Origin of the sequence: Marinobacter sp. CA1, assembly GCF_020546665.1 — a bacterium.
Lineage (GTDB): Bacteria > Pseudomonadota > Gammaproteobacteria > Pseudomonadales > Oleiphilaceae > Marinobacter > Marinobacter xestospongiae.
This window is the reverse complement of record NZ_CP071785.1, coordinates 4,410,136-4,436,015: the sequence shown is the minus strand read 5'-3', so window position 1 is coordinate 4,436,015 and position 25,880 is coordinate 4,410,136. Positions and strand designations below refer to the sequence as shown.

General features: G+C 63.4%; 24 protein-coding genes. 14 read left to right on the top strand and 10 right to left on the bottom strand.

All coding sequences use genetic code 11. The features are described from left to right. Nucleotides 1-115: 115 nt before the first annotated feature. Both J2887_RS20290 and J2887_RS20285 read right to left on the bottom strand, forming a co-directional pair. Nucleotides 116-1,495 carry a class II fumarate hydratase gene (locus J2887_RS20290; protein WP_227172937.1) on the bottom strand — a complete coding sequence of 460 codons (1,380 nt, stop codon included), beginning with the start codon at nt 1,493-1,495 and terminating at the stop codon, nt 116-118. 25 nt (nt 1,496-1,520) lie between these two features. Next, nucleotides 1,521-1,862: a hypothetical protein gene (locus tag J2887_RS20285; RefSeq protein WP_227172936.1), complete on the bottom strand. Its 342-nt coding sequence runs from the start codon at nt 1,860-1,862 to the stop codon at nt 1,521-1,523. A 275-nt stretch (nt 1,863-2,137) separates the two neighbouring features. Between J2887_RS20285 and J2887_RS20280 the strand changes: the two genes are divergently transcribed. Then, nucleotides 2,138-3,388, top strand: a complete 1,251-nt coding sequence (locus tag J2887_RS20280; RefSeq protein WP_227172935.1) for a substrate-binding protein — start codon at nt 2,138-2,140, stop codon at nt 3,386-3,388. Nucleotides 3,389-3,559: 171 nt separating this feature from the next. Beyond that, complete coding sequence (locus tag J2887_RS20275) at nt 3,560-4,882, top strand: diguanylate cyclase (protein WP_227172934.1); 1,323 nt, start codon at nt 3,560-3,562, stop codon at nt 4,880-4,882. A gap of 1 nt (nt 4,883) precedes the next feature. On the opposite strand, the gene J2887_RS20270 is transcribed toward J2887_RS20275, so the two are convergent. Beyond that, a complete protein-coding gene (locus tag J2887_RS20270) occupies nt 4,884-5,336 on the bottom strand; it encodes a YHS domain-containing (seleno)protein (RefSeq protein WP_227172933.1) in 453 nt (150 codons plus the stop codon). A 146-nt stretch (nt 5,337-5,482) separates the two neighbouring features. Between J2887_RS20270 and J2887_RS20265 the strand changes: the two genes are divergently transcribed. From J2887_RS20265 to J2887_RS20255, 3 genes are all read left to right on the top strand, one after another. After that, nucleotides 5,483-6,226 carry a hypothetical protein gene (locus J2887_RS20265; RefSeq protein ID WP_227172932.1) on the top strand — a complete coding sequence of 248 codons (744 nt, stop codon included), beginning with the start codon at nt 5,483-5,485 and terminating at the stop codon, nt 6,224-6,226. Next, nucleotides 6,223-6,873 carry an MOSC domain-containing protein gene (locus J2887_RS20260; protein ID WP_227172931.1) on the top strand — a complete coding sequence of 217 codons (651 nt, stop codon included), beginning with the start codon at nt 6,223-6,225 and terminating at the stop codon, nt 6,871-6,873. The genes J2887_RS20265 and J2887_RS20260 overlap by 4 nt, the downstream gene beginning before the upstream one ends. 148 nt (nt 6,874-7,021) lie before the next feature. After that, entirely contained in the window at nt 7,022-7,618 is a 597-nt protein-coding gene (locus J2887_RS20255; protein ID WP_227172930.1) for a hypothetical protein, read from the top strand. Here J2887_RS20255 and J2887_RS20250 read toward each other — a convergent pair. Continuing rightward, nucleotides 7,598-8,194: a TetR/AcrR family transcriptional regulator gene (locus J2887_RS20250; RefSeq protein WP_227172929.1), complete on the bottom strand. Its 597-nt coding sequence runs from the start codon at nt 8,192-8,194 to the stop codon at nt 7,598-7,600. The genes J2887_RS20255 and J2887_RS20250 overlap by 21 nt on opposite strands. 183 nt (nt 8,195-8,377) lie before the next feature. On the opposite strand from J2887_RS20250, the gene J2887_RS20245 reads away from it, so the two are divergent. The 6 genes from J2887_RS20245 to J2887_RS20220 all read left to right on the top strand — a co-directional run bounded on the left by J2887_RS20245 (nt 8,378) and on the right by J2887_RS20220 (nt 17,043). Continuing rightward, a complete protein-coding gene (locus J2887_RS20245) occupies nt 8,378-9,613 on the top strand; it encodes an MFS transporter (RefSeq protein ID WP_228752890.1) in 1,236 nt (411 codons plus the stop codon). A gap of 79 nt (nt 9,614-9,692) precedes the next feature. After that, nucleotides 9,693-10,877 (top strand): aromatic amino acid transaminase, encoded by a 1,185-nt coding sequence (locus J2887_RS20240; RefSeq protein ID WP_227172927.1) that lies wholly within the window; start codon nt 9,693-9,695, stop codon nt 10,875-10,877. Between the two features lie 200 nt (nt 10,878-11,077). Next, nucleotides 11,078-11,587 carry a sigma-70 family RNA polymerase sigma factor gene (locus J2887_RS20235; RefSeq protein ID WP_227172926.1) on the top strand — a complete coding sequence of 170 codons (510 nt, stop codon included), beginning with the start codon at nt 11,078-11,080 and terminating at the stop codon, nt 11,585-11,587. Further along, nucleotides 11,584-12,576, top strand: a complete 993-nt coding sequence (locus J2887_RS20230; protein WP_227172925.1) for a FecR domain-containing protein — start codon at nt 11,584-11,586, stop codon at nt 12,574-12,576. The genes J2887_RS20235 and J2887_RS20230 overlap by 4 nt, the downstream gene beginning before the upstream one ends. Nucleotides 12,577-12,839: 263 nt before the next feature. Continuing rightward, nucleotides 12,840-14,375, top strand: coding sequence for a hypothetical protein (locus J2887_RS20225; RefSeq protein WP_227172924.1), 1,536 nt, complete (start codon nt 12,840-12,842; stop codon nt 14,373-14,375). Nucleotides 14,376-14,481: 106 nt separating this feature from the next. Then, the gene (locus J2887_RS20220) at nt 14,482-17,043 is read left to right on the top strand and encodes a TonB-dependent siderophore receptor (protein ID WP_227172923.1); all 2,562 of its coding nucleotides are present in this window, start codon (nt 14,482-14,484) and stop codon (nt 17,041-17,043) included. 67 nt (nt 17,044-17,110) lie between these two features. Here the strand turns inward: J2887_RS20220 and J2887_RS20215 are convergent, their stop codons facing one another. From J2887_RS20215 to hutG, 5 genes are read right to left on the bottom strand one after another with little or no spacing between them, the layout of a single operon-like run. After that, a complete protein-coding gene (locus tag J2887_RS20215; protein ID WP_227172922.1) occupies nt 17,111-17,869 on the bottom strand; it encodes an IclR family transcriptional regulator in 759 nt (252 codons plus the stop codon). Nucleotides 17,870-17,887: 18 nt separating this feature from the next. Beyond that, the gene (locus J2887_RS20210) at nt 17,888-20,128 is read right to left on the bottom strand and encodes a TRAP transporter permease (RefSeq protein ID WP_227172921.1); all 2,241 of its coding nucleotides are present in this window, start codon (nt 20,126-20,128) and stop codon (nt 17,888-17,890) included. Nucleotides 20,129-20,149: 21 nt separating this feature from the next. Then, a complete protein-coding gene (locus tag J2887_RS20205) occupies nt 20,150-20,644 on the bottom strand; it encodes a DUF1850 domain-containing protein (RefSeq protein WP_227172920.1) in 495 nt (164 codons plus the stop codon). Continuing rightward, entirely contained in the window at nt 20,622-21,590 is a 969-nt protein-coding gene (locus J2887_RS20200; protein ID WP_227172919.1) for a TAXI family TRAP transporter solute-binding subunit, read from the bottom strand. Before J2887_RS20200 ends, J2887_RS20205 begins: the two co-directional genes overlap by 23 nt. 54 nt (nt 21,591-21,644) lie before the next feature. Next, on the bottom strand, nt 21,645-22,598 hold the full coding sequence (hutG, locus tag J2887_RS20195; RefSeq protein ID WP_227172918.1) for a formimidoylglutamase: 954 nt from the start codon (nt 22,596-22,598) through the stop codon (nt 21,645-21,647). 234 nt (nt 22,599-22,832) lie between these two features. Here hutG and J2887_RS20190 point away from each other — a divergent pair, with 234 nt between their 5' ends. The 3 genes from J2887_RS20190 (at nt 22,833) to J2887_RS20180 (ending at nt 25,410) form a co-directional block, all read left to right on the top strand. Continuing rightward, complete coding sequence (locus tag J2887_RS20190; protein ID WP_227172917.1) at nt 22,833-23,681, top strand: IclR family transcriptional regulator; 849 nt, start codon at nt 22,833-22,835, stop codon at nt 23,679-23,681. A 13-nt stretch (nt 23,682-23,694) separates the two neighbouring features. Next, nucleotides 23,695-24,957: an NAD(P)/FAD-dependent oxidoreductase gene (locus J2887_RS20185; RefSeq protein WP_227172916.1), complete on the top strand. Its 1,263-nt coding sequence runs from the start codon at nt 23,695-23,697 to the stop codon at nt 24,955-24,957. Nucleotides 24,958-25,026: 69 nt separating this feature from the next. After that, entirely contained in the window at nt 25,027-25,410 is a 384-nt protein-coding gene (locus J2887_RS20180) for a RidA family protein (RefSeq protein ID WP_227172915.1), read from the top strand. On the opposite strand, the gene ybaK is transcribed toward J2887_RS20180, so the two are convergent. After that, complete coding sequence (gene ybaK / locus J2887_RS20175) at nt 25,411-25,878, bottom strand: Cys-tRNA(Pro) deacylase (RefSeq protein WP_227172914.1); 468 nt, start codon at nt 25,876-25,878, stop codon at nt 25,411-25,413. It abuts the gene before it with no gap. Between the last annotated feature and the right edge of the window lie 2 nt (nt 25,879-25,880).

Below are 25,880 nucleotides of genomic sequence, written 5' to 3'. Positions count from 1 at the left end.
GCAAACCCTTGGTTAAATTTGCATCTATTAAGTATATATACTTGGTTTTGGTGGTGCGGCGGTCGGCTGTACCCCGATTGCTGACCGCCGCATTGCCGATTACGGCTGCCGGAGTCTACAGCCCGCCCTCTGTGAGTTTTGCCGGATCGAGCAGGCGTTTCAGCTCTTCCCGGGAGAGGTCGGTTTGCTCTTCGGCGACATCAATGATGGCGCGTTTTTCCCGGTAGGCCTGCTTGGCGATCTCGGCGGCTTTGAGGTAGCCGATGATGGGGTTGAGTGCGGTCACCAGAATCGGGTTCTGGTGCAGGGCTTCGGTGAGTTTGTCGTCGTTGACGGTAAAGGTGGTGATGGCGCGATCGGCCAGCAGACGGCTGCTGTTGCTCAGCAGTTCAATGCTTTCCAGCAGGTTGCTGGCGATCATCGGCAGCATCACGTTGAGTTCGAAGTTGCCGGACTGGCCGCCAATGGTGATGGCGGCGTCGTTGCCAATGACCTGGGCGGCAACCATGGCGGCGGCTTCCGGAATCACCGGGTTGACCTTGCCGGGCATGATCGAGGAGCCGGGCTGCAACGCCTCCAGGGCGATTTCGCCAAGTCCCGCCAGTGGTCCGGAGTTCATCCAGCGCAGGTCATTGGCGATTTTCATCACCGTGGTGGCGGTGGCCTTGAGCTGGCCGGACAGGGCCACGGCGGTGTCCTGGGAGCCGATCAGGGCGAAGAAATTGACCGCCGGGGTGAACGTCAGATTGGTGAGGTTGCTGAGGTTGCCGTTGAAGACCCGGGCGAAGTCAGGGTGGGCATTGATGCCGGTACCGACCGCGGTGCCGCCCTGGGCGAGGGTCTGGATCGCCGGCTGCAGGGCCTCCAGTTGGTGGATGTTCTGCGTCACCTGGGCACCCCAGGCGCGCAGGGTCTGGTCCATGCGTACTGGCATGGCGTCCATCAGGTGGGTGCGACCGGTCTTGCAGTACTGCATGACGGCATCAGCCTTGGTCTCGATGGCATCCTGAAGATGGCGCAGCGCCGGCAGCAGGCGGTCGTTGAGTGTCAGGGCGGCACTGACGTGAATGGCGCTGGGAATCACGTCGTTGCTGCTCTGGCCGAAATTGACATGGTCGTTGGCGCCAATGGTTTCACCAGCTTTGGCGCTGGCCAGAGTGGCGATGACTTCGTTGGCGTTCATGTTGGAACTGGTGCCGGAGCCGGTCTGGAAGATATCCACCGGAAAGTGGGTCATCAGTCCGTCGTCGGCCAGCAGGTCGGAACAGACGCTGACGATGGCGTTGGCCTGCGCCGGGGTCAGGCACTCCAACTGGCGGTTGCTGGTGGCCGCGGCGGACTTGATCAGGATGAGTGCACGGATGAAGGCTTCCGGCATGCCCCGGCCACTGATCGGAAAATTGTTGACCGCGCGCTGGGTCTGGGCGCCGTAAAGGGCGTTGGCCGGTACCTCCAGCTCGCCCATGCTGTCACGTTCAATGCGGGTTTGGGTCATTGTGGCTCCTTGGTGTGGTGGCCGGTCAGGCCAGGAAATAGTGGCTGAGTACCGAGAGTTCGTGGCGCAGTCGCTGGATGCGGGCACGCTCGCGCCGGGTGCTGGCAAGCCGGTTCAGGGCGATGATGGGAACGCAGATCTGGTCCAGGCACAGGCAGCGCCAATGGCGGGCGACGCAGGGATCGCAGATGGCTTCCAGCAGGGTATGGTAGGCCCGCAGGTAGGCGGCGCGTTTGTCACCCGAGCTGTTACAGCGTTCCGCCCGGGCGCAGCTGAGGCTGAGGTAGCGGATCAGCAGTCGTGGGTGGTCCGGCTCGCTGCCGTGGCGAATCCGGGCTTCCAGTGTCCGGTAACTGTTGGTGTCCATGATGTTCGTCTTCCTGCTGTGCCTGCGCCCGCCACTGGCGCGACTTGGCCAGGCGGTTCGCCATCCTTAATGGCTAATGAGAATCATTATTATTTAGTGGGTAAGGTTGGTCAAGCCGGGCGTTCACACTTCGTAACCAAACTGTCACCTTTGTACAGTTGTTGTACGCCATTTCGGTGCGGAGACTACAAGGTCCAACATTCAAATAATAAAAAGGCGAACCGTTAGCAGCGGATGGACTTAGTTGCTGGCGAGGCTGCCCAGGAGACCTACCCATGAGTATCAGGACCGTACTCCTCTGTGCGTGTATTTGGCTTGTCACCGGCGCGACAGCGCTCGCCGAACCGATCCGGCTCGGACTCAACTACCCTCAAACCGGCCGTTACAAGGACCAGGGCCTGCAACAGCGCCTGGGCGCCTTTCTGGCGGTGGATGAGATCAACAAGGCTGGCGGCGTGATGGGCCGACCACTGGAACTGGTGATCCGTAACACCCGTGGTGAACCCGAACAGGGCGCTGAAAACACCGCGGAGCTGATTGATCAGGAAGGTGTCGACATGGTGTTCGGCGGGGCCTCCAGCTCGGTGGTGATCGCCTCCGGCAAGGTGGCACGGGACCGTGACCGGGTGTACTTCGGTACCCTGACCTACTCCAACGCCACCACCGGCAGTGAGGGTCACCGGCACATGTTCCGTGAACCCTACAACGCCTGGATGTCGGCCAAGGCGCTGAGCCGTTACCTGCAGCGGCAGCATGCCAACGATCGCTACTTCTACATCACCGCCGACTACACCTGGGGCTGGTCCACCGAGGAGTCCATGCGCAACTTCTCCAACACCGCGGACACCCAGGTGCATCCCGGGGTGCACACGCCCTTTCCGCGGGCCCGGATCACCGATTACCGCGCTGCCCTGGAGCAGGCTGCAGCCAGTGATGCTGACGTGCTGATGCTGGTGCTGTTTGGCGACGATATGGTGCGGGCACTCAACATTGCCTATGAGATGGGGCTGACCGAGCGCATGCAGGTGGTGGTGCCGGGTCTGACCCTGGGCATGGTGCGTCAAGTGGGACCGACCATCATGCAGGGCGTGATCGGCGCCGCACCCTGGGTCTGGAACCTGCCCTATGAGCGCGGCTATCCCCGTGGCCAGGCGTTTGTTGACGCCTTCTCCGAGCGCTATGAAATGCGCCCCTCATCGGTAGCGGCCTCGGCCTACAGCACCGTGTACCAGTACAAGGAGGCGGTGGAACGGGCGGGCACTACCCGCACCAGCAGCGTGATTGAAGAACTGGAGGGGCATCGTTACAGCTTCCTCAAGGACGAGCAGGAATGGCGTGAGTTCGATCACCAGAACGTACAGACGGTGTACGTGGTCAAGGTCAAGGAGCGGGAACTGGTGATGGAGGACGAATACAGCTCCGACTACTTCCACATCGTCGATTCCATGCCCGGTGAACAGGCCGCCCAGACCCGCGAGGAATGGGAACTGCGCCGCAAGGGGGCGGGTAAGCTGACTTCGCTGTAGTGCTGACCTCTTAGTAGTGCTGACCTGGTAGTAGTGTTGGCCTGGCAGCAGTGCTGACCTGGCTATAGCACAGACAAGGCTCCAGTCACACGCCCTCAGGTATGGTCGACGACGTCGGTTTCGGCTATACCTTGAGGGCGTTTCCCTGAACATGAGCTGATGGAGCCCCTCATGAGCCGCATCAAATCCTTCTGGCAGCAGCGGTCCCTCAAGTTCTGGTTGGCCAGCGGCCTGGTGATGACCATCGCGCCGGTGTGTCTGCTGGCGGTGCTGGGCTACCTGCGTTTTCACAGTGAAATAGTGCAACCGCTGGTGGCGGTGACCGAAGAGCAGAGTCAGGTGCTGCAGCCGTTGAACCAGATCGAAATCAATCTCTGGGATGTATCCCGGGCGGTGGTGGATTATGCCGCCACCGGTCAGCGTGGGTATGCGGACAGTTATGTTGAACACCGTGACCTTATTGACCAGGCCTTTGTCCGGCTGGAGCAGGCGGTAGCCCGGCAGCCGCTGCTGGAGCAGGATGTGCGCCAGGCACTGGCGGACTGGCGGGCCGTGACCGGGGATGCTGAGCAGGTGCTGGGGCTGCCACCACGAATGATGGACACCAGCCGGCGTCAGCCGGTGCTGGCGTTCGAGGACGATATCGATCGTCTCGGTCACGACCTGGGCAAGCTGTTCGAGGATGTCCGGCTGGCCAACGAGGCCAGCCACCGCCGGGCCCTGGTCGCCATCACGCAATTCGATCAGCTCGCCCTGGCGGCACTGTTGCTGTCCGTGGTGTTCGGGGTGCTGGGGTTGTGGATCATCAACCGATCACTGATCGACAGTATGAACCGGCTGTCTGACGGTGCCATGAAGTTTGCCGATGGCGACCCGGACCATCGCATAGAGGTCCGCATTCCCTATGAGCTGGCGGGCGTGGCGGACACCTTCAACACCATGCGCAGCAAGATCCTGTTGCAACAGCGGGAGCTGGAGACTGCCGCCATCACCGACAGCCTGACCGGGCTCCACAATCGCCGCCATTTCGATCGGATGCTGGCCCAGGAGTGTCTGCGGGCGGAGCGCTTTGGCCAGCCATTGGCCCTGGTGTTGTGTGACATCGACCACTTCAAGAAATTCAACGACACCTACGGTCACCAGAACGGCGACCGGGTCCTGAAGGCGGTCTCCGAAGCCTTGCACGATGCGGTTCGGCAGGTGGATGTGGTGTGTCGTTACGGTGGTGAGGAGTTTGTGGTGATCCTGCCCAACTGTGATCGTGAACAGGCGGGTGAGGCGGCGGAACGCCTGCGTCAGACCATGGCGGCATTATCCGTCCAGCTGGCTGATGGCCAGACGGTGGCTATCAGTGGCAGTTTCGGGGTGGCGATTCAGTCGGATCAGGACAGCGACCCGGAGGCGCTGATCCGCCGTGCTGACGATGCCCTGTACGATTCCAAGCGCCACGGTCGCGACCGGGTAACGCTGGCGGCCGCGACCGAGGTGACTTGAGTCATTCCAGTACTTGCGGCCAGTGAGCATTGGCCTGACGGATAAAGCCCGTGGTATCCGCCAGCCAGCGATCCTGGATGTCCTGGTTGTAGTTCAGGTACAGCCGGCCGTCGACAATGCTCCAGTGCTGCGGATCGCCTTTCGCCAGGTAGCCCTGGCTGACCGCCCAGGCACAATAGCCGCCGTAGGCGGGGGCGTAGCGTTCCGGGTTGGCTTCGAACCTGGCCTGGTGATCGGCGCTGGCGAAGCGCCACTGGGCGCCCTGATACTCACTCTGGAAGTCCGCTGAGCCTTTCAGCGCCTGGCCCTGCTCGAAGTAGCCAACGACATCGAAGCCGCCGGCGCCGGTGTTGGACAGCAGTCCGGTGTAGACGGGGTCTTCCCCCGCCCGGGCCAGCGATGCCACGGTGGTCAGCAGTAGAATCATGATGGTGCGTTGCCAGATGGCGTTCATTGCGATGTCCTCATGCAGACAGGATGGTTGCTCTTGGACACCGCTGTCGCGGGATTGTTACAGCCGCTGCCGAGCGCCTTTCTGTGTGATGGCTAACCGCCTTTAAGGTCAATGGCTTGCATCAGCCCCGGGGGCGGCGCAAACTGATGCCCGTCCGTGATCTGGCCAGTGAGACCCCCATGTGCCCACTCCCCGATTCTGATTCCTCCTCACACCGGGATGCCCTGCTCCAACGCTCCTGGCAGCGCGCTTGGACGGGCCTGTCGCCCACTCAAAGCGGTACCGGTGATGCCCTTTGCCAGCAGCTGTTAACGGCCTGGCAGGAGCCCCAGCGCCACTACCACACCTTGCAGCACCTGAGCGAATGCCTGCTGACGTTCGAGCACCAGCGACACCATTGCCAGCAACCTGCCGAGGTGGAGATGGCATTGTGGTTTCACGACGCGGTTTATCAGGTGCGCTCTGGCGACAATGAGGCCCGCAGCGCCGAGTGGGCCCGGCAGGCGTTGGCGGAAGCCGGTATCGCTGAGTCCCGGGTTGATCGGGTGGTGGCGCTGGTGATGGCGACCTGCCACGGTGCCGACGAAGGCAGCACCACGACATCCGGCGATCCCGACCGGGCCCTGCTGGTGGATATCGACCTGGCCATTCTGGCAGCGGAGCCGGCGCGATTCGCCGAGTACGAACTCCAGGTCCGCCAGGAGTACCGTTGGGTGCCGGGCTGGCTGTATCGACGCAAACGTCGCCAGGTGCTTGCCGGCTTTCTGGAACGCACGCGGCTGTATCAGACGCCGGCGTTGTACCAGAGCTGGGAGACTCGCGCCCGGGACAACCTTCGCCAGGCCCTGGGGCTGGCGGGAGAAACAAACCGTCAGGGAGAAAGGCAATGACCAGAGCAATACGGCTGGAATCCATCAACGTCGGTGCCAGTGAGCCCATCGCCATCGGCAAACGGGTGCAGCAAACCGGCATCCATAAACGCCCGGTATCGGGGCCGGTTGAGGTTGGCATTGAGGGTGTCGCCGGGGATGTGATCGTTGATGGTCGTCATCACGGTGGCGTCGACCAGGCGGTCTACCTCTACAGCCGTGAGGACTACGATTGGTGGTCGGCGCAGTTGCAGCGTGAGTTGGCGCCGGGGATATTCGGTGAGAACCTGACCCTGTCCGCCTTTCCCGAGCAGCCTCTGCGTATTGGTGACCGGTTGCGGATTGCCGATGTGGTGCTGGAACTGTCGGCTCCGCGCATTCCCTGTGCCACCTTTGGTGCCCGGATGGCCGACCCGCAGTTCGTTGCCCGCTTCATCGATGCCGCCCGACCCGGAGTCTATGCCCGGGTACTGCAAGGCGGCCGCCTGGAGGCAGGTGCAGACGTGCAGTTCGAGCCGGTTGCGACACCGTCGGTCACGGTGGCGGAGATGTTCACATTGTGGGTCAACAAACCCCGTGACCCGGCGCGGATGGAAGCACTGCTGGCAACACCGGTGTCCGAGCGCAGCCGGGCCAAGCTGGCGTCCTGGCTGGCCAGGCCGGACTGAGCCGCCGTCAGTGGGGCGTGGTTATAGCCAGGTGCAGCAGCGGGAATGGCCGGGACTGATCGCCAATTTTGCGGTTGCCGGCTTGACCATTCTGTCAGCCATGGGATCATGGCTCGCTCAATGGACTGACTGACAGGTTAACCCCTTCATGTACCGAATTCTGTCGCTGCTGTGTCTGCTGGTGCTGGCCGGATGCCAGAGCACCCCGGATGCCCCTTCCCCGGCGTCGTTGCACGCCGACCTGCCGCCGGCTTATGACGCCACCTTCGTGACTCCGGAAACCCTGCTGGCGGTCGCCGGCGACCACGCGGCCCTGGGTGTGGTCCTCGCCGGCGATGGCGCGACACAGCGCCTGCTGCCGTTGTCCCAGCGTGGCCGTTTCGGCGGTTATCCCGCCCGAGACCGCAATGTGGTGGCGGTGATTCCCCGTGGTACCCCTCTCAGCCTGGTGAACCTGCTTGACTACCCGTCGACGGTGGGACAAGGCAGCGACTATCGGGTGGCGGTGCTGGCCTACCAGGGGCAGCAGTATCTGTTTGCACCGGTCAAGCGTACCGAGCAGGGGATCGACTGGCTGGTGAGGGCAACCGATTGTCGCCGCCGTTCAGCCTGCGCCTACTGGCAGACGCAACTGGAGCACTGTACCGAAACCGGGGAATGCCACAGTGCCCTGGAGTTGGCCAACCAGTTGCTGCGTCATGAAGAGCCAGACATCAATCCAGCGTCACTGGCCCGGGAGCCGTAACCCGGCCAGCAATACCTCCAGTCCGGCCAGGGCCTCCGCCAGGGCCTGGTCCGAATCGCTGCTGCGGGCGATCCACAGCGCCGAGTCCATCAAGCCGCCGTTGATCAGCCGTGCCAGCGGTGCCGCCGGTGCCGGTGCTATCACGGCCTTATCCATCAGTCCTTGCAGCAGTCCGGCAACGGCCGTGACACAGGGCTGGCGAATGGCCTCCAGTCGGGCCTCATCCAGCACCGACGGTGCGTCACGAAGCACGATGCGTTGGATCTCCGGCTCCAGAGCCATCGCCAGGTAGGCCCGACAGCGCCCCGTAAACGCCTGCCAGGGTGTCGAAGCCCGGGCGGAGACGTCAGCCAGTCGCCGTTCCATCTCCCGATCCACGTCTTGTACCACAGCAAAGAACAGCCCGGTTTTGTCGCCGAAATGATGATAGAGCGCGCCCCGGGTCAATCCCGCCCGGGCGGTGAGATCGTCCATAACCGTGGCCGCGAAACCGGCAGTACCAAAGTGCTGACGGCCAGTAGCCAGCAGCTTGGCACGGGTTTCTTCAATCATTTCCGCTCGCGGTTTTGGAGCCATGGGGTTGTCCTTTGGATGAAACGGCTGGAGCAATTTTATAATTGACATACGCTACGTATGTCAATTAGCTTCACATACGCCCCGTATGTGAGTGGGCGACAACGGCCGTTCCTAGATTGCCATGAGCCGGCCATGGTGCCGGGAGGCCATTCCAAAGGTTTCTTCCAAATGACTGGAGACGTTATGGCGAATCCCTATCGCGCCCTGTTTCAGCACCCAGGCACCCTGGCGTTTGCCAGTGCCGGCCTGGTTGCCCGCATGCCCCTGTCGATGGCCGGTATCGGCCTGATCACCATGCTGTCGCAACAGCGGGGCTCTTACTGGCTGGCCGGTGCCGTGGCAGCCACTTTTACCGTGACCATGGCGCTGGCGGCGCCGCAGGTGTCCCGCTGGGTGGATCGTTACGGCCAGGGCCGGGTGTTGCCGCCGGTGACCGCATTGAGTGTGGTGGCGATGCTGGCACTGTTGCTGGCCAGCCATTTCCAGGCACCGGACTGGACGCTGTTTCCGCTGGCGGTACTGGCGGGGTTCATGCCGAGCATGCCGGCGATGGTGCGGGCACGCTGGACCGAGCTCTATCGCGGCACCCCCAAGCTGGCCACGGCCTATTCCCTGGAGTCGGTACTGGACGAAGTGAGCTTCATCGTGGGACCGCCCCTGGCGGTGGGTGCCAGCGTGGCGCTGTTTCCGGAGGCGGGGCCGCTGCTGGCGGTGTTGATGCTGGCGGCCGGGGTGGTGGCGCTGGTCCGCCAGCGGGCGACCGAGCCGCCGGCCCATGGTACCAGTGCTGATGCTCAGCCGTCGGCGATGGGGTTGGCGTCGGTGCGGGCGCTGGTGATGACACTGGTGGCACTGGGGGGCATTGTGGGGGCAATCGACGTCATCAGTGTGGCGTTTGCCGATGCCCAGGGCCAGCCAGCGGCGGCCAGTGTGGTGCTGTCAGTGTATGCCGTGGGCTCGTGCCTGGCTGGTCTGGCCTTTGGTGCGCTGAACCCCGCCTGGCCGCTTCCCCGACTGCTGGCCTGGTGTGCGTTCGCAACCGCGGTGACGGCCCTGCCGTTGCTGTGGGTCGATCATACCGTGGCGTTGGCGGCGGTGCTGTTCCTGTGTGGTGGCTTCTTCGCGCCGACCATGATTGTCGCCATGCGCCTGGTGGAAACCCTGGTGTCCCCGGCCCAGTTAACCGAGGGACTGACCTGGTTGATCACTGGCCTGGGCGTTGGTGTTGCAGGCGGTGCGGCTGTGGCGGGCTGGGTGGTGGATCAGGCCGGGGTGAGCACAGCCTTGTGGGCACCCGTGGTGGCCGGGGCGCTGGCCTGGCTGCTGGCGTTGGGTTGTTGCGCGGTGGTACGCCTCAACCGGTTGCGTATTGAGCAATCTCGGTCAGGCGAGCGCCAGCCCGGCGCGGTGCTTGAGTAAAACACTCGAATTGGAGGGCAGGACCGGAGTATTCTTGGGGGTTTGGGCAAGTCCTGACTGGCTAGAAGGAGATACCGCAGTGTTTGAGCAGCTCGATCCCCCGGCAGAAGATCCGATTCTCTCGCTGACCGTGGCCTACCGGGACGACCCCCGGGACGACAAACTGGACCTCGGCATCGGGGTCTATCGCAACGCCGCTGGTGCGACGCCGGTTATGGCTGCCGTGCGGGAGGCGGCGTTGCGTATCGCCGAGGAACAGGACAGCAAGAGCTACGTCGGCCTCGCCGGCAATGAGGTGTTCAACCAGGCACTGACCTCGCTGCTGTTGTCCGGTACCCCGGCCCTGGATCGTGCCGCCACCATCCAGACCCCCGGCGCCAGCGGCGCTTTGCGCATGCTCGGTGAGCTGATTGCCTACGCCCGCCCCGGTGCCAGGGTGTGGATCAGCCGGCCCAGCTACGTTAACCACCAGCCGGTGATGGAAGCCTGCGGACTGGAGGTGCGCGAGTACCCCTACTTCGATCCGGACAGCAAGCGGGTGGATGAGGCCGCGATGCTGGCCCAGGTGGCAGAGCTGGGGCCGGAAGACGTGCTGCTGTTGCACGGCTGCTGTCACAACCCGACCGGTGCCGACATTTCCTGGGAAAGCTGGCAGGCTATCGCCGACATGGCCGAGCGTCAGGGCTTCCTGCCGTTTGTGGATCTGGCCTACCAGGGCTTTGGTGACGGTCTGGAGGGCGATGCCCGTGGTTTGCGGCACCTGGCAGAAAGGCTGCCGGAGCTGTTGATTGCCACCTCCTGCTCGAAGAACTTCGGGCTCTACCGTGAGCGCACCGGTGCTGCGATTGTGATCGGCGAGAGTCTGGCCCATGCCCAACGTGCCAAGGGCCACATGCAGCGGATTGCGCGGGCGACCTACACTATGCCACCGGATCACGGCGCCGCCATCGTTGCCCGGGTGCTCAACGACGACAGCCTGACCCAACAGTGGCGGGATGAGCTGGATGGCATGCAGCAACGCATCGTGCGTCTGCGTCAGCAGCTGGTCACGGCATTCCGGGACGCCAGTGACAGCGACCGCTTTGACTACTTTGCCAGTCACCGCGGCATGTTCTCCGTCACCGGTCTCAGCAACGAGCAGATTGCCCGCCTGCGCCAGGACCATGGCGTCTACGTTGTGGGTGGTGGTCGTGTGAACGTCGCTGGCCTGAGTGAAAGTCGCATCGACAAACTGGTCGAGGCCTTCCTGGCGGTAGGTGCCTGATCAGCACCTTCCCCGTGCTCGCCGGCAACCTTTAGTCTGGCGAGCCTCCTCGTTTTGCCTTCCCTGTTGTGTTCACCGTCCCTGCCTGCAAGCGGGGAGCGGTGCGGTATGGATTGCTTTTCGCAGTCACAAAACTATAGAATGCGAATCGTTTTCATTAATAGCCATGCCGTTTCCTCTCATTGTCTTCAGGGCTTGTCGTGTCAGGCGCGGATTTCGCACAACAGCAGCTTCATTCGTTGTATCAGGACCATCACGGCTGGCTGTATGGCTGGCTGCGGCGACGGCTGGGTTGCTCCCATCGGGCGGCGGATCTGGCCCAGGACACCTACCTGCGGGTGCTGACCAGCGGCCGCGTACCCGACCAGGCCCAGGCCAGGCCCCATCTGATGCAGATTGCCAAGGGCCTGGTGGTGGACCGCCATCGCCGCCAGCGTATCGAACAGGCCTACCTGGAAGCACTGTCCCATCAACCGATGGCGGTGGCGCCGTCGCCCGAGGAGTCGTCGCTGGTGCTGGACACCCTGGTGCGGATCGACCGGATGCTGGCTTCGCTCAAGCCCCGGGTCCGTGAGACCTTTTTACTGTCGCGATTCGATGGCCTGACCTACAGCGCCATCGCCGAGCACCTTGGCATGTCGGTGGCGACGGTCCGCAAGGACATGCTGGTTGCCATGCAGGCATGCCTGGCGGCGACTGAGGCGCCATGAGCTGGAAGTCGCGCCGGAGTGAGGGAACGCAGCGATTGCCGGAATCGGAGTTGCGGTCCCAGGCACTGGAATGGCAGGTGATTCTCTGGTCGGGTGAGGTGTCGGTCGAAGAGCAGGCCGACTTTGAACGCTGGCTCGCGACCGGTCCGGCCCAGCGGCAGGCCTGGCAACGCGTACAGCAGGTCAGTCAGGCGTTTGAGACGGTGCCGGAGCAGTTGGCGGGGCGGGTGTTGCGGGCACCCTCCGCCGAGCTGGGCCGGCGCAAACTGCTGCTGGGTCTGACGGCCTTTGGCGGCGCCGGGCTGTTGGGTTATGGCGCGACCCGAACCCGGGTCTGGCGTATGGCCACCGCCGATTACCGCACGGGCACCGGCGAGCGACGCACGATGACGCTCCCTGACGGTACCGCACTGACGCTGAATACCGACACCGCCCTGGACCTGTTTTACACGCCATCCCGTCGTCACCTGCGGCTGTATCGCGGTGAAATCCTCGTCACCACCGCGATGGACCCGTCGCCAACCCCGCGTCCGTTCAGTGTTGGCACTTACGCCGGTGTGGTGCGACCGGTAGGTACCCGGTTCAGCGTGCGGCGCCTGCCCGGAGACGGTGCCGGCACTCGGGTGCAGGTGTTTGACGGCGCCGTCAACCTGGCCCCGCGCTGGGGCACGGCGATGCGCCTGGAAGCCGGCCAGCAGGCAGACTTCCAGCGCCGGGCGGTCAGTGTGCCGGCACCAGTGGCAGCGACCGAAGCCGCCTGGAGCCGGGGGCGGCTGGTGGCGGAGCAGCAGCGTCTGGGGGACTTTATCCGCAACCTGGATCGCTACCGCCCGGGGCGACTGCGATGCGACCCGGCGGTGGCCGATCTGGTGGTGTCCGGCGTCTTTCCGCTCGACGACACCGATGCCATCCTGCAGGCGCTGGCCCAGGTGCTACCGGTGTCGGTGCAGTCGATCACTGATTATTGGGTCACCGTCACGGCGTCCTGAGCCTGCCCCTGCAATTGCGGCATGACATCTGTCACTTGTTGGCCTGGTGACTCGTCTATAAGAATGATGGGCTGTTCTCGATCAGCTTCTGGTAAATCCCGAATCACCCCGCAGGACGGTCAGAGGCTGCTGACGCTGGCGACCGACACCGCCCCAAGAGCCAGTGATTTGTCCCGACTCTGTCGTTATCTTGATGTTTTATAGACTCTTTCGGGAAGGCGCGTTAAAACCCTCTGATTGACCCTTGATCCAGGAGTACGATTTTGGAAAGCAAACGGCTGGTTGCCGCCCTGTTGATGGCGGGCATGCTCAGTGCCTGTGGTTCTGGCAGTGATTCCGACCCCGATGACAAGCCGACGGACCCGCCACCGGCGTTGTCCGGGGATGTGCCGCTGCCACCGGGCAATGGTGACTTGCTGGATATCGCGGTGGCGCCGCCGGCGTCGGATGTGCGGGTGAACTTTGAGCTGACGGAGCCATACCAGGTCCAGGTGACCGATCTGGCGGTGAGTGCAGAAGGGCTCTGGTGTCAGGTGCAACGGGGAACTGATGTGGACAATCCGCTCCCGATGGGCCGCGCCTGGCAACCGGGCTGGCAACAGAGCATGAGCTGCCACATCGACGGCCAGCAGACGTTCCGCTATCAACCGCAGGACGGCGTCATCGTCGTGGATATGGCGGTACAGGATGGCAGCCGGGTGCTGCTGCTGGAAGCCGTGCCCAGCGCGTATGACGGACCGGGTCCTGCAGAGGGCTGGTTTGAGCTGCGATTCACCCAGCTTGACGGTGCCGGCAATACCCTGCAGCAACGTTGGCTGGAAGACCAGCCAAACGAGCAGGAGCTGTATTACTACTTCTATGAGCGTAACGCTGAGACGCCGAGCCGCCGGGTGGAGGAGAGTCTGAGCCATAACAACCGGCCCCAGATTGGCGTGAATACTCTCGCCCGTCTGCAGGTCCACGACGGCGTGCCTTACCTGGTGGCCCATACCTATGGCATCAAGGTGTACAGGTTCAATTCCGATCTGACCGTGGCCTGGGACCAGCAAATCATGCCGGCTAATCGCGATCTCTGGTTCGGCGACCTGACCAATGTCAGCCAAATGGACGTCCGTGACGATGGCGCCGTTGCGGTGGCGTTTGAACTGTTCCAGGGTACCGAGCCCCGTGACGATAATGCCCGGTTGTACCAGGCCCATTTCGGCCAGCCACTGGCGGACCCGAACCCTGGCTCCGATGTGGGCATCTCTGTGCTCAGCCCGGATGGTGTCAAGTTGCGCACCTTCATTGCCGGTCTGAAGGGCCATGATGAGGCGCTGACCAGCGTGTTGTGGCGCGGGGACGAGCTGGTGCTGACCGGCGGCACCCGCTATGGCAAGGCCGGCGCGGCGGGGGGCAGCAGTGAATGGGACAGTTACCTGGCGCGGATTGACAGCTCCACCGGCGAGACCCTCCACTCGCAACTGTTCCATGTGCATGATGAGGACATGCTCTTCGACACCGTACTGACTGACAGCGGCCGCCTGCTGATGGCCGGTGTATCCGGTTTTAGCCAGGCGGACTCCAACAGTCAGATGACCTACGGTTACGGGGTGATCTACGAGGTCAATGACGCCGGCGATGTGCTGCCGCTGATGCGGCTGGACAAGCCGAGAAACTCCAGGATCAACGGCATTCAGGTGGTTGGTGATACGCTCTACTACCGTTACGATTTTGACGGCTATATCACCCACACCTGTGACACCGACAATACCCTCTGCTGGAGCAAAGCCGGCGTCAGCAACCTGCGGTTGCCGTAACATCCACGAAAACGTGGCCGTTGTTGTAGCACTTTTGCGTTCTCGTACGGGAAACAGGGTATACCCACGCTGACCGTGGACCCTGTTTCCCGTACGAGGACGTTCTATGCTCATCAACCTTCCTTCCTCCTTCCGCTGTGCGGCCCTGCCACGGGCGATCCTGGTCGCCGGGCTGGGCTGCAGCGTCGTTGCCGTACCGGCCATGGTGCAGGCGGCGACGACGACCCAGCAGGCCCGCAACCAGGTGGACCTTGCGATCCCCGCCGGCAGTCTCGATCAGGTACTGAACCGCTTTGCCGCGGCCACGGGCATCCTGCTGGCGATCGATGGGGCGCTGACCGGGGGACGCCAAAGCCCGGGGCTGACCGGGCGCTTTGGGGTTACTGACGGGCTGGCGGCGATCCTCGCAGGCACGGGGCTGGAGGCGGTGGCCCAGGGTGAAAACCGCTATGCCCTCAAGCGAGCGGACGCGGGTGCCATCATGCTGTCGCCAATCTCAGTGACAGCGGCAGGACAGTCGCCGGGCACCACCGAAGGCAGCGGTTCGTACGGCACCGACACCATGAGTACCGCCAATCGGCTGAACCTGTCGCTGCGGGAAACGCCCCAGTCGGTGACGGTGGTCACCCGGCAGCGACTGGACGATCTCGGGGTGGACAGCCTGAACGAGGTGCTGGAGCGGACCCCTGGCGTTTACCGCACCAACAATGACACAGAGCGTACCCGCTTCTATTCCCGTGGCTACGCCATCAATAACTACCTGGTGGACGGCGTGCTGATGCCCCAGGGTGGTCCCTACGTGTCCCTCAACAGCGACGCGGCGGTGTACGACCGGCTCGAGGTGGTGCGCGGCGCAACCGGGATGATGACCGGGGCGGGTGATCCCAGTGGCTCGGTGAGCCTGATGCGAAAGCGCCCGACCCGGGACTTCCAGGCGACGGTGGCCGGCCAGCTCGGACGCTGGGACAGCTGGCGCAGCGAGTTCGATGTGGGCGGTCCGGTCGCCCTGGACGGACGCCTGCGGGCGCGGCTGGTAGGGGTCAAGCAGGCAGAGGATTCGTTTCGTGACCGCTACCAGCTGGACAAGGAAGTGCTGTACGGGGTGGCCGAGTTTGACCTGACCGACCGTACCCTGATCACCCTGGGCTATGACTACCAGGCACCCATCACCACCGGTGTCACCTGGGGCACCGTGCCCTACTGGATGGCGGACGGTCGCAAGGCCAACCTGCCCCGCAGCACCAACTGGGCACCGGGCTGGAGCGAGTGGTCGGTGCAGCAGAAACAGCTCTTCAGCAGCCTTGAGCATGATTTTGGCTACGGCTGGAACCTCAAGCTGTCCTACGTCGATGACACCAAGGAGTTTGGTGGCGCGCGCTGGTTTGGTGGCGGTGGCTACCCGGCTGCAGATGGAACCGGCATGCGAGCTTGGCGCAGCAATGCCGATCAGGAGATGGACACCACCACGGTCGATGTCCAGGTCAACGGTGCCTTCGCGCTGTTTGGCCGCGACCATGAACTGGTGTTCGGTTACGCCAGAACCGACAGCAAGCGCAACGTGCCGTTCCTGGTGCGGGACCCGGTGCCGGATAGTTACACCACCATCGAGGACTGGCGCACCTTTGATGGCCGCTTCCCGCAGTTCACCGTCACCGATCTGGGCTTTGATGCTGACCGCTACCGCACCAAACAGAGCGCCGGCTTTGCCACCGCCCGTTTCAGCGTGATCGATCCGTTGCACGTGACGGTCGGCGCCCGCCTCAGCGACTGGGACTACAGCGCCCGCAGCTACGATGAGAACGGTGAGCTGGAAGAGCGCAGTGCGTATGGGGTGGACCGTGAACTGACGCCGTACCTTGGGGTGACCTACGACCTCAGTGACCAGCTGACGGTGTACGCCAGCTACACCAGCATCTTCAAACCCCAGGACTACCAGGACATGAACGGCGACTTCCTTGACCCGGTGGTGGGGGACAACACCGAGCTGGGCCTCAAGAGCAGTCTGTTTGAGGACCGGCTGACGCTGTCAGTGGCCGCATTCCGCGGCGAGCAGGACAACCTGGCGGAGCGGGACGACACCCGGGACCTGAAACCGGGCAGCTTCGATCCGGACAACCCGCCGGAAGGCTACGATGAGAACGGTCACTTCCAGTTGCCGGGTGGTCGCCTGCCCTACCGCAGCACCGGCAAGGGCAGCGAGGTCAGCGGCGTGGAACTGGAAGCCCAGGGCGATATCACCGCCAACTGGAACCTGTCATTCGGCTTCACCCACACCAAAGTGGAGGATGCCGACGGTAATACGTTGCAGAGTAACCGGCCCCGCAACCTGCTGCGGGTCTTCAGTGGCTACCGTTTCCCGGGCCAGTGGAACCGGCTCAGTGTGGGCGGCGGGGTGACCTGGCAGAGCAAGATCTGGGACGACGCCAAAAGGCCGACCGGCGAGTTCAACGACAACGGCTCGCCGGTCACCGAGTCGGCCCGCATTACCCAGTCGGATTTCTATCTGGTGGATGCGATGGCCCAGTACCGCTGGCTCGACAATCTGTCCACCAGCCTGCATGTGTACAACCTGCTGGATGAGGCTTACTACCGCACTGTCGGCTTTTACAACGGCGTTCACTGGGGCGAACCCCGCAGCTGGAACCTGAAGCTGCGCTATCAGTTCTGAGCCAGCATAAAAAACGCCCGAATCTGCGGGCGTTGTGGTTTCTGGGGATGGGTGGCGATTGTGGCCGCTAGTAGCCACCCAACTGACGCATGATCTCCCGGGCGGTGTCTTGGAGGGCGTCGATCAGTTGCTGGCGGACGGCATCGCTGTTCATCACCGGGTCGGGGCCGGAGATGTTGATGGCCGCAACCACGTTGCCGGTGAAGTTACGGATCGGCACCGCCAGCGCGGTGGAGTAATCCGAGTAGTGCTGACTCCAGCCCTGGCTGCGCTCCTTCTCACACTGGGCTATCAGCTCCGGCATGGTCTGTGGCGCCGGCACCGGGTAGCCGTCGATGCGCTGGCCCTGGTACAGGGTCTGTAGCTCCGCCGGGGTCATGCCCATCAGCAGCGCCCGTCCCATGGCCGTGGTGTGGCAGGGAAAGCGGGTGCCCAGTGGCACGTTGACCGACAGCCGCTGCAGCGCCAGAGCGCGGAACACGTACAGGGTTTCGGCGCCATCGCGGATGCCGAGATGGCTCGACAGCGAGGTGCTGTCCCGCAGCCGGGTGATGAACGGAGCGGCCACCTCGACAATCTCGCGACTGGCAAGGTAGCTGAAGCCCCGTGACACCACCTGGGTGCCCAGAGTGTAGGTGTTGGTTCCGATCTTGTTCAGGTACTGCATGTTGGTCAGCGTCTGCACGATGCGGTACAGCGAGCTGGTGCTGACCCCCAGCTGTTCGGCCATTTCCGCCTGGCTCATGGTCCGGCGCTGGCTGTCGAACATCTCCAGGATGCGCAGGCCCCGTTGCAGGGCCGGAACCGTGTAGTCCTTTTCACTCAAGGCTTGATCTCCCTCCGTTTAGGCAACCGCCAGTGACGACTGGCTATTGCGATAGTTCCGCCCCAGAATCATCAGCACCACGGCGCCGGCGATGGCGATCAGCCACGGGCTGTTACCAACCAAAACCAGGCCGGCAATGGTCAGCAGGGTCTTCTCGGCCCGCGACAGCGGCGCGCTGAAGTAACCGATGTAGGCGGCGGAAAGTGCCACTATACACAGCACCCCACTGATCATGGCAAGGCTGAACTCGGTCCAGGTGAAGTCCAGGAACAGCAGGCTGGGTGCGTACAGGAACATGAACGGCACCAGTGCTTTACCCATCGACAGCCGGAACGCGGTGGTACCGGTACGCATCGGGTCGGAACCGGAGATACCGGCACCGGCGTAAGCCGCCAGGGCAACCGGGGGCGTCACGTCCGCCAGCACACCGTAGTAGAAGATGAAGAAGTGGGTGGCCAGCAGCGCGATACCAAAATCGTCCAGCGCCGGCGCCACAATGGAGGCCAGGATGATGTAGGTCGGCGTGGTGGGGATGCCGGCGCCCATCAGGATGCAGGCCAGTGCCACCAGGATCAGCGCGATGAACAGCGTCAGGCTGTCCTCGGTGACCAGGTCGAACGGAATCAGCGCACTCAGGGTGCCACCGAAATCGTGGGCCAGACCGACGATGGCGCCGGAGAACTTGAAGCCCAGACCGGTCAGGGTGGTCACGCCCAGCAGGAAGCCGACACAGGCACACGCCGCGGTGATGGCGATGGACTGTTTGGCTCCCTCTTCCAGTCCATGCATCAGCCGCCGTGGCGTCAGCACACTTTCGTGATCCAGCCGGTCAAAGCCCAGCGGCTTGAGCAGCAGCGGAATGTAGGAGCAGACGATGGTGAGGATGATGCCCCAGAACGCCGCCAGGAAGGGCGTGAACTGCATCAGCAGCAGGGTCACCATGACCACCAGCGGGATCACCTGGTGCCAGTGGCGCGCCATGACATCGCCGAGATGGGGAATCTCGTCGGACGGCATGCCCTTGAGGCCGAGGCGACGGGCTTCGAAGTGCACCATGCACAGGGTGGCCAGGTAGTGGAAGGCCGCCGGGATGATGGCGATCAGGATCAGCTCGTTGTAGGGCACGCCGAGCATTTCTGACATCACGAACGCCGAGGCGCCCATGATCGGCGGGGTAATCTGGCCGCCGCAGGAGGACGCCGCCTCGGTGGCGGCGGAGAAGCGGCCGCTGAAGCCGTAGCGCTGCATCATCGGGATAGTGAAGGCGCCGGTGGTGACGGTGTTGGCCACCGGGGAGCCGGAAATCATGCCGAAGAACCCGGAGGACACCACCGATACCTTGGCCGGACCACCGCTGTAACGGCCAGCGACCATGGTGGCCAGTTCAATGAACAGCTGACCGAGACCGGAGGCCTGGGCCAGTACGCCAAACAGCACGAAGTGGAAGACGTAGGTGGCGACCACGCCAATGGCGATGCCGTAGATACCTTCGGTGCCCAGGTACAGGTGTTCCACCAGACGGATAACGTCGTAGCCACGGTGCGCCATCACGCCCGGCAGTTGCGGGCCGAACATGGCGTACAGCAGGGCCAGCACGCCGATCACTGACAGCGATTCGCCCATGGTGCGGCGGGCACCCTCCACCACCAGCATGATGGCAATGCCGCCCATCAGGTAGTCGAAGGTTTGCGGGAAGCCTACGTTGATGATGAAAATCTCTTCAAAGAAGATCACCAGGTACGCCGAGAAGCCGGCACCGGCGACCGCCAGCGGCCAGTCCAGCCAGCCGGGCTTGTGGCCATTGCCGAGGAAACTCAGAGGCAGGGCCGAAATCGCCATCATCACTGCAAAGGCGTAGATGCCCCAGCCCCACCAGGCTGGCATCTGGCTACCCAGAGCGCCGACCAGCTGGTAGGCGATCAACAGGTAGAACGCACCGTAGGCCAGGCCCATGGTGGTGGCAACTTTGGGCCGCTTTGGCCGGCGGCGGGGAAACACCAGGAACAGCAGGCCCATGATGAAGGCCATGTGGACCGTACGGTGGGATACCTCATTCAGCAGGCCGAAACCGGCGGTGTAGATGTGGAACAGACTGAGCACCACACAGGCGGCGGTGACCAGCCATTTCAGCACGCCCTTCAGGTCCCGGAAGTTGGATTCGTTGTCGAATTGCTTGATCAGGTTGTCCAGATCCTGCTGGTGCATCTCAGGGGGATGGCCACCGGCCTGATCGGAGTCGTAGGTTCGCGAGTTGCTCATGCCTGTACACTCGGTGGGGTGTTAGTCACAGCGGGACACGGGGGCGATCAGCAGCCCGTTGTCCGGCCATTGGTTAAGATCAACGGTCTGTTGACCGGTGTGCAGTCGATTCCTGAAACGGGCGTCCGTCCGCACAATCAGCCGGGGGATGGGACGAGCCATCTCCAGCTCAAAAACGCCGTCGTGGTGACGGAAGGCCGTGGCATCCGGTTCGTTCGCCATCGAGGGCAAGCCCTGGCCGTGGGCGATGAACCGCTCCCGGGTCTGCAGCAGGGTCCAGCCGTCGTTATCGGCGGTGGTCAGCTGGTAGACATCGGTAACCGGTGTCAGCGACACCGAATGGATGAACGACAGCTCAAAGCGGGGTTGCGGCAGAGGGATGCAGGCGAGGAACTGCCCGCCGCGGTGCACCGTCACACGCAGTGCCGCCGCATCCGCGGTGCTGGTGAACAGGCCCAGCAGGCCTGTCACCAGCCACGGCAACGCGCAGCGCTTATTCGATGATGCCTTTTTCACGGAAGTACCGCTCAGCGCCCGGGTGCAACGGAATGGAAACGGACTGCAGCGCGGTTTCAACGCTGATTTCCTTGCCCTTCACGTGAACCTTGCCGAGGGTTTCGGTGTTCTCATACAGCGCCTTGGTGACGGCGTAGGCGATGTCTTCCGGCAGGTCGGCGTGGGTCGCCCAGATGGCCCGTACGGCGATGGTGTCCACATCGTGGTCGACGCCGTTGTAGGTGCCGGCCGGCAGTACCGCGGAGGCGTAGTACGGCTGGGTTTCCTGCAGCTTGGCGATCGGCGCGCCGGACAGCGGGATGATGTTGATGTCATGGCCGTTCGCCAGCTCGGTGATGGAGGCGGTGGGAGAGCCGGCGGTGATCAGCGACGCATCCAGGTTACCGTCCTTGAGCTTTTCGGCGGACTGGGAGAACGAGGAGTAGTCCTCGCCGATGTCGTCGCGGCTCATGCCATGAGCGGCCAGCAGGTCACCCAGCAGTTGCCACTGACCGGAACCGGGGGAACCGGAGCTGACGGTATGCTCAGCCAGGTCGGCAAAGGTTTCCAGGCCCGGCTGGGCGACCAGTTGCACGGTTTCCGGGTAGAGTGCGCCAAGGGCCCGCAGGTTGGTGATGGCCTTGCCTTCGAACTGGTTACGGCCATTGTAGGCGGCGTCCAGAATGTCGGCGGCGACAAAGGCGGATTCGATCGAACCACGGCCCAGCAGGCCGGCATTGGCTACCGAGGCGTTACCGGTTTCCGCCGTGGCGGACAGTTTCTTGCCTTCCAGCTCGGCGTTGTTGGAGATCACCTGGGCCAGCATGCCGCCCAGCGGGTAGTAGGTGCCGCCGGTGCCGCCGGTAGCGATGCCGAAGAACACCCGGTCCTGGGCCTGGGCGGCGCCAGTAGCGGCCACACCCGCACTGAGGGCGGCAGAGAGAAGGAACTTTTTCAGTTTGGTCATTGTTATCGTCTCCTGATGAGAGTGGGTCTTTCTGGTGCCATCGCGTGATGACGGTTATCGACACAGCAGAGTGTCGGCCAGCATCGCTGCCGTTTTGGCGGTGATGCCATGGACGTCGTAGTCCGGATTCAGTTCGGTCATGTCCACCAGCGGCAGGCCGTAGCGGCATTGCACGGAGCTGCGCAGGACTTCCTCTATTACTGACTGCACCACTTCCAGCGACACCCCCCGCACCGCCGGCGCACTGACACCGGGAGACTGGAAGTGCGGCAGCACATCCAGATCAATGGTGAGGTAGAGGACGTCCACCGCGGCACAGAAATCGCGGATCTGCTGGCAGATCTCGGGAACATGACGGGGCAGCATTTCCCGATCCTCCCGGTACAACACCCCGAGTTCGTCTGCCCGGTCGAACAGCGCCTGGGTGTTGCTGGTACGGGAAACGCCCAGACAGCAGTAATGGAAGGCATCGGTGCCCAGCTTTTCTGCGATCTGGTAGAAAGGGGTGCCGGAGGATACCCCATCGGCCCCCGGTTTGCGTAGATCGAAATGGGCGTCGAGATTGATGATGCCTACCCGGGTGTTGGCCGGCAGGGTCTGGTGCAGCCCGCTGAAGCAGCCCCAGGCGGTTTCGTGGCCACCGCCGATTACCAGCAACCGGTAGACCCGGTCCAGACTCTCGGCCACCGCCTCGGCCAGGCGGGCCTGGCCAGCCTCCAGGGCATCGCCTTCAACCACCACGTCTCCGAAGTCCAGCATCCGCGACCGGTCGCCGTGCCAGGCCAGGTTGCGCAGTTGGTCGCGAAACGCCGTTGGTCCCGCAGCAGCGCCGGGGCGGCCTTTGTTGCGGCGGACGCCGGCGTCACAGGCAAACCCCAGTAAACCGAACTCGGCGTGACCCGGGGTCTGGCTGGCCGGGTCGATGCGCTGATGCCAGCGTACTGAAGAGGGGCCATCTTCCGGATCGAGTCTGCCTTGCCAGGGTTGGGGTTGAAGATCGATTGCCATAGTTACACCTAGATATTAACTTAAGACGCATATAAGCACATAAACTGATCGTTTCAAACCGTATATGGCAACAAGTTATTCATATTTAAATTCTAAATTCTCATATGATTTTGTTTCGCCTGTTTTGGTGAAATTATCGCCTGCTGATAAGGCGCTTCCCGGAGCGCGGCGTATAGTGCCAACCGATAGGCCGATCAGCAGCGCCAGCGGACGATTGATGGGGGGCGGTAGCCGATGACGGACAGCAACCATGGCAGCGGCATTCAGACCCTGGATCGCAGCTACCGGGTCCTGGATCTGGTGGTGCGTGCCGGGGAGCGGGGGCTGACCGTGGCCCAGCTGGAAGCAATGACCGACCTCAGCACCCCCACCCTGTACCGGCTGACCCGTGCCCTGCGGCAGATGGGGCTGTTACGACAGCCCCTGCCCCGGGGACCGCTGCTGGCGGGGCCGGCCCTGCTGCGTTGGGGGGAGCAGGCGCGTGGCGGCATCGCCGATGTTGCCCGACTGCCATTGCTGGAGTTGGCCGAGCGCCATGGCGACAGCTTCTTCCTGATGGTCCCCAATGGGATGACGGTGATGTGTCTGGCGATCTACGACGGTCGCTTTCCGGCTCGCAGTTACACCCGTCAATGTGGTGATGAGATTCTCTGCGGTGTTGGCCAGGCGTCGGTGGCGGTCCTGAGTTTCCTGGGCGAGGACGAGCAGCAGCAGATTCTTGACCACAATGGCCCGCGCCTGCGGCGGGACTATGGCATTCAGGTGCCCCAGGTGGCGCAGGCGATGGCAATGTGCCGGCACCTTCAGTTCACTCGCGGGGTGGAGGGCAGTGATCCGCCGGAATTCACCGGCATAGCGGTGCCGGTGCTGGATGATCGCCAGCGGGCGGTGGCTGCGGTGAGCTGTTGCCTGCGACGTTCGCGGCTCAGTGATGGCCACGACGAGGCGCTGATTTCCGGGCTGCAGGCGGCCGCCAGCCGCATTCGCCAGGCTTTTTTTGGTAGTAACGAAGGTAGTAACGAAGATAGTAACGAGGATAGCAACGAGGGTCGTGACAACGATCTTGCTGACACCATCGTGTGATGAGGTATTGACGATGACATCTACCCACCCCCATTACCTGCGCCATTGCGGCTGGCAGGTGGTTGATAGCGATGGTGCCGCGGCTGCGCCGCTGCAGGGACCGGTGCACTGTGATGCAGTCGTGATCGGCGCCGGTTACACCGGCCTGGGCATCGCCCGAACCCTCGCCAGTCTGCGCCCGGGTGCAGACATCCGGGTGCTGGAAGCCGATGCCGTGGGCGCCGGATCGCCAGGGCGGAACTCCGGGTTCATGCTGGAGCATGCCCTGGCAGCACCGTCGGCGGAGGCCGCGCAGTCGCTGTATCAGGCTTATCGCGCGGTTCATCACACCATGGCAACGCTGGCAAATCTTGATCAGAGCGCCACGGCGACGGTGTTCAAGGGCGCCGCGTCACAGCGGGGACAGCATCATCTGCAGGCCATGGCCCGGCATCTGGAAGCCTCAGGCCAACCCTGCCAGTGGCTGGATCGGGACGCCGTCACCGCTCTCACCGGCAGCCATCATTATCGACAGGGCCTGGCCTTGCCCGGCAGTCGCCTGGTGAACCCCCGTCAGTTGATCCGTGCACTGGTTGCCTCCGTGCCGGCCGGGGTCACCGTCCATGAACACAGCCCGGCCATGGTGATCAGCCGGGAGCGCGATCGCTGGCTGGTGCGCACCCCCAATGGCACCGCCTATGCCGGTCAGGTGTTCCTGGCCAATAACGCTTTTGCCGCCGGTCTGGGTTATGGCCGGGCCTACAGCGTCAAGATCTTCACCTATGCTGGCCTGACCCCGCGTCTACCGGCGCCGTTGTTCGAGTCCCTGGCTCCCGGCGGACAGTGGGGTCTGCTGCCGGCCCATCGGCTGGGATCAACGTTCCGTACCACCGAGGACCGTCGGCTGATGGTACGGGGTATGTACGGATATGAGCACGAAGGTGGTCAGGAAGTGGCGAAGGAACTGATGCGCAGCCTGACCCGGCGCTACCCGCAGCTGCGATCTTTGGGGCTGGAGCATTGGTGGGGTGGGACCACCTCCCTCACCTTTAACGGCGCGCCGTTGTGGGGACAGTTGGAACCGGGACTGTTTGCCTCCATCGGCTGCAACGGTGTCGGCATCCTCAAGGGCTGGTTGCTGGGTTCCGAGCTGGCGCGGCTGGCTTGTCAGCAGCCCCATCTCGACGTTCCCGGTGTGTTGGGGCGGGCGGCCTGGATGCCTCCGGAGCCGTTCCGGCAGTTGGGGTTCCGTGCCGTCAGCGCGGTCGAAAAACACCTGGCTGGCGCCGAGAAGTAGGGCGCCGGCACCGCCCGTGCCATCCATTCACATTCACTAGTTTAATCAGACGCTCGTTAAGGAAACACCATGATCTCTACCGTAAAAACCGACCTGTATGCCTCGCCGTCGCCACTGGAGTGGGCCACCATTGGCAACGGCATCCTGTTCACCGCGCAGATTCCCATCGACGCCGACGGTCAGGTGGTGGCCGGGGGCATCGAAGCCCAGACCCGCCAGACCCTGGACAACCTGTGCCATACCCTGGCCTGCGCGGGCACTGACCTGAGGGCGGTGACCCAGGTGATGATCTACGTCACCGACCGTGCGGACCTGGCGGTGGTCAATCGCATCTACGCCGAGTATTTCCAGGCGCCCTACCCGAACCGCGCCGCGGTGGTGGTGGCCGGACTGGCCCGGGAGGAGATGAAGGTGGAACTGGTGGTCTACGCGGCGATGGCGCAGCAGGACTGATCAGGCCTGCAGGGGGGCCAGCCGGGCGCCGGTGAGCTGTTGCAGGTCGCCAGGCGCCAGCTCAATCTCCAGCCCCCTTCGTCCGGCGCTGACATGAATGCGCTCCAGGGTCGTGGCGGAGTCATCAATAAAGGTGCGCAGTCGCTTCTTCTGCCCCAGCGGACTGACCCCACCGAGGACATAGCCGGTGCTGCGCTCCACCTCCGTCGGCTCCGCCATGGTGGCTTTCTTGCCACCGGCGGCCCGGGCGATCTGCTTCAGCGACAACATCGCGCTGACCGGCACCACCGCCACCACCAGTTCCCGACCGTCCACTTTGGACACCAGTGTTTTGAACACCTGGTGGTGGGCCAGCCCCAGCTTGTCCGCCGCTTCGGTGCCGTAGGATTCGCTGCCGGGTTCGTGGCTGTATTCGTGGATGGTGTGGGAAATGCCCGCCTTCCGGGCGATGTTGATGCCGGGTGTCATGG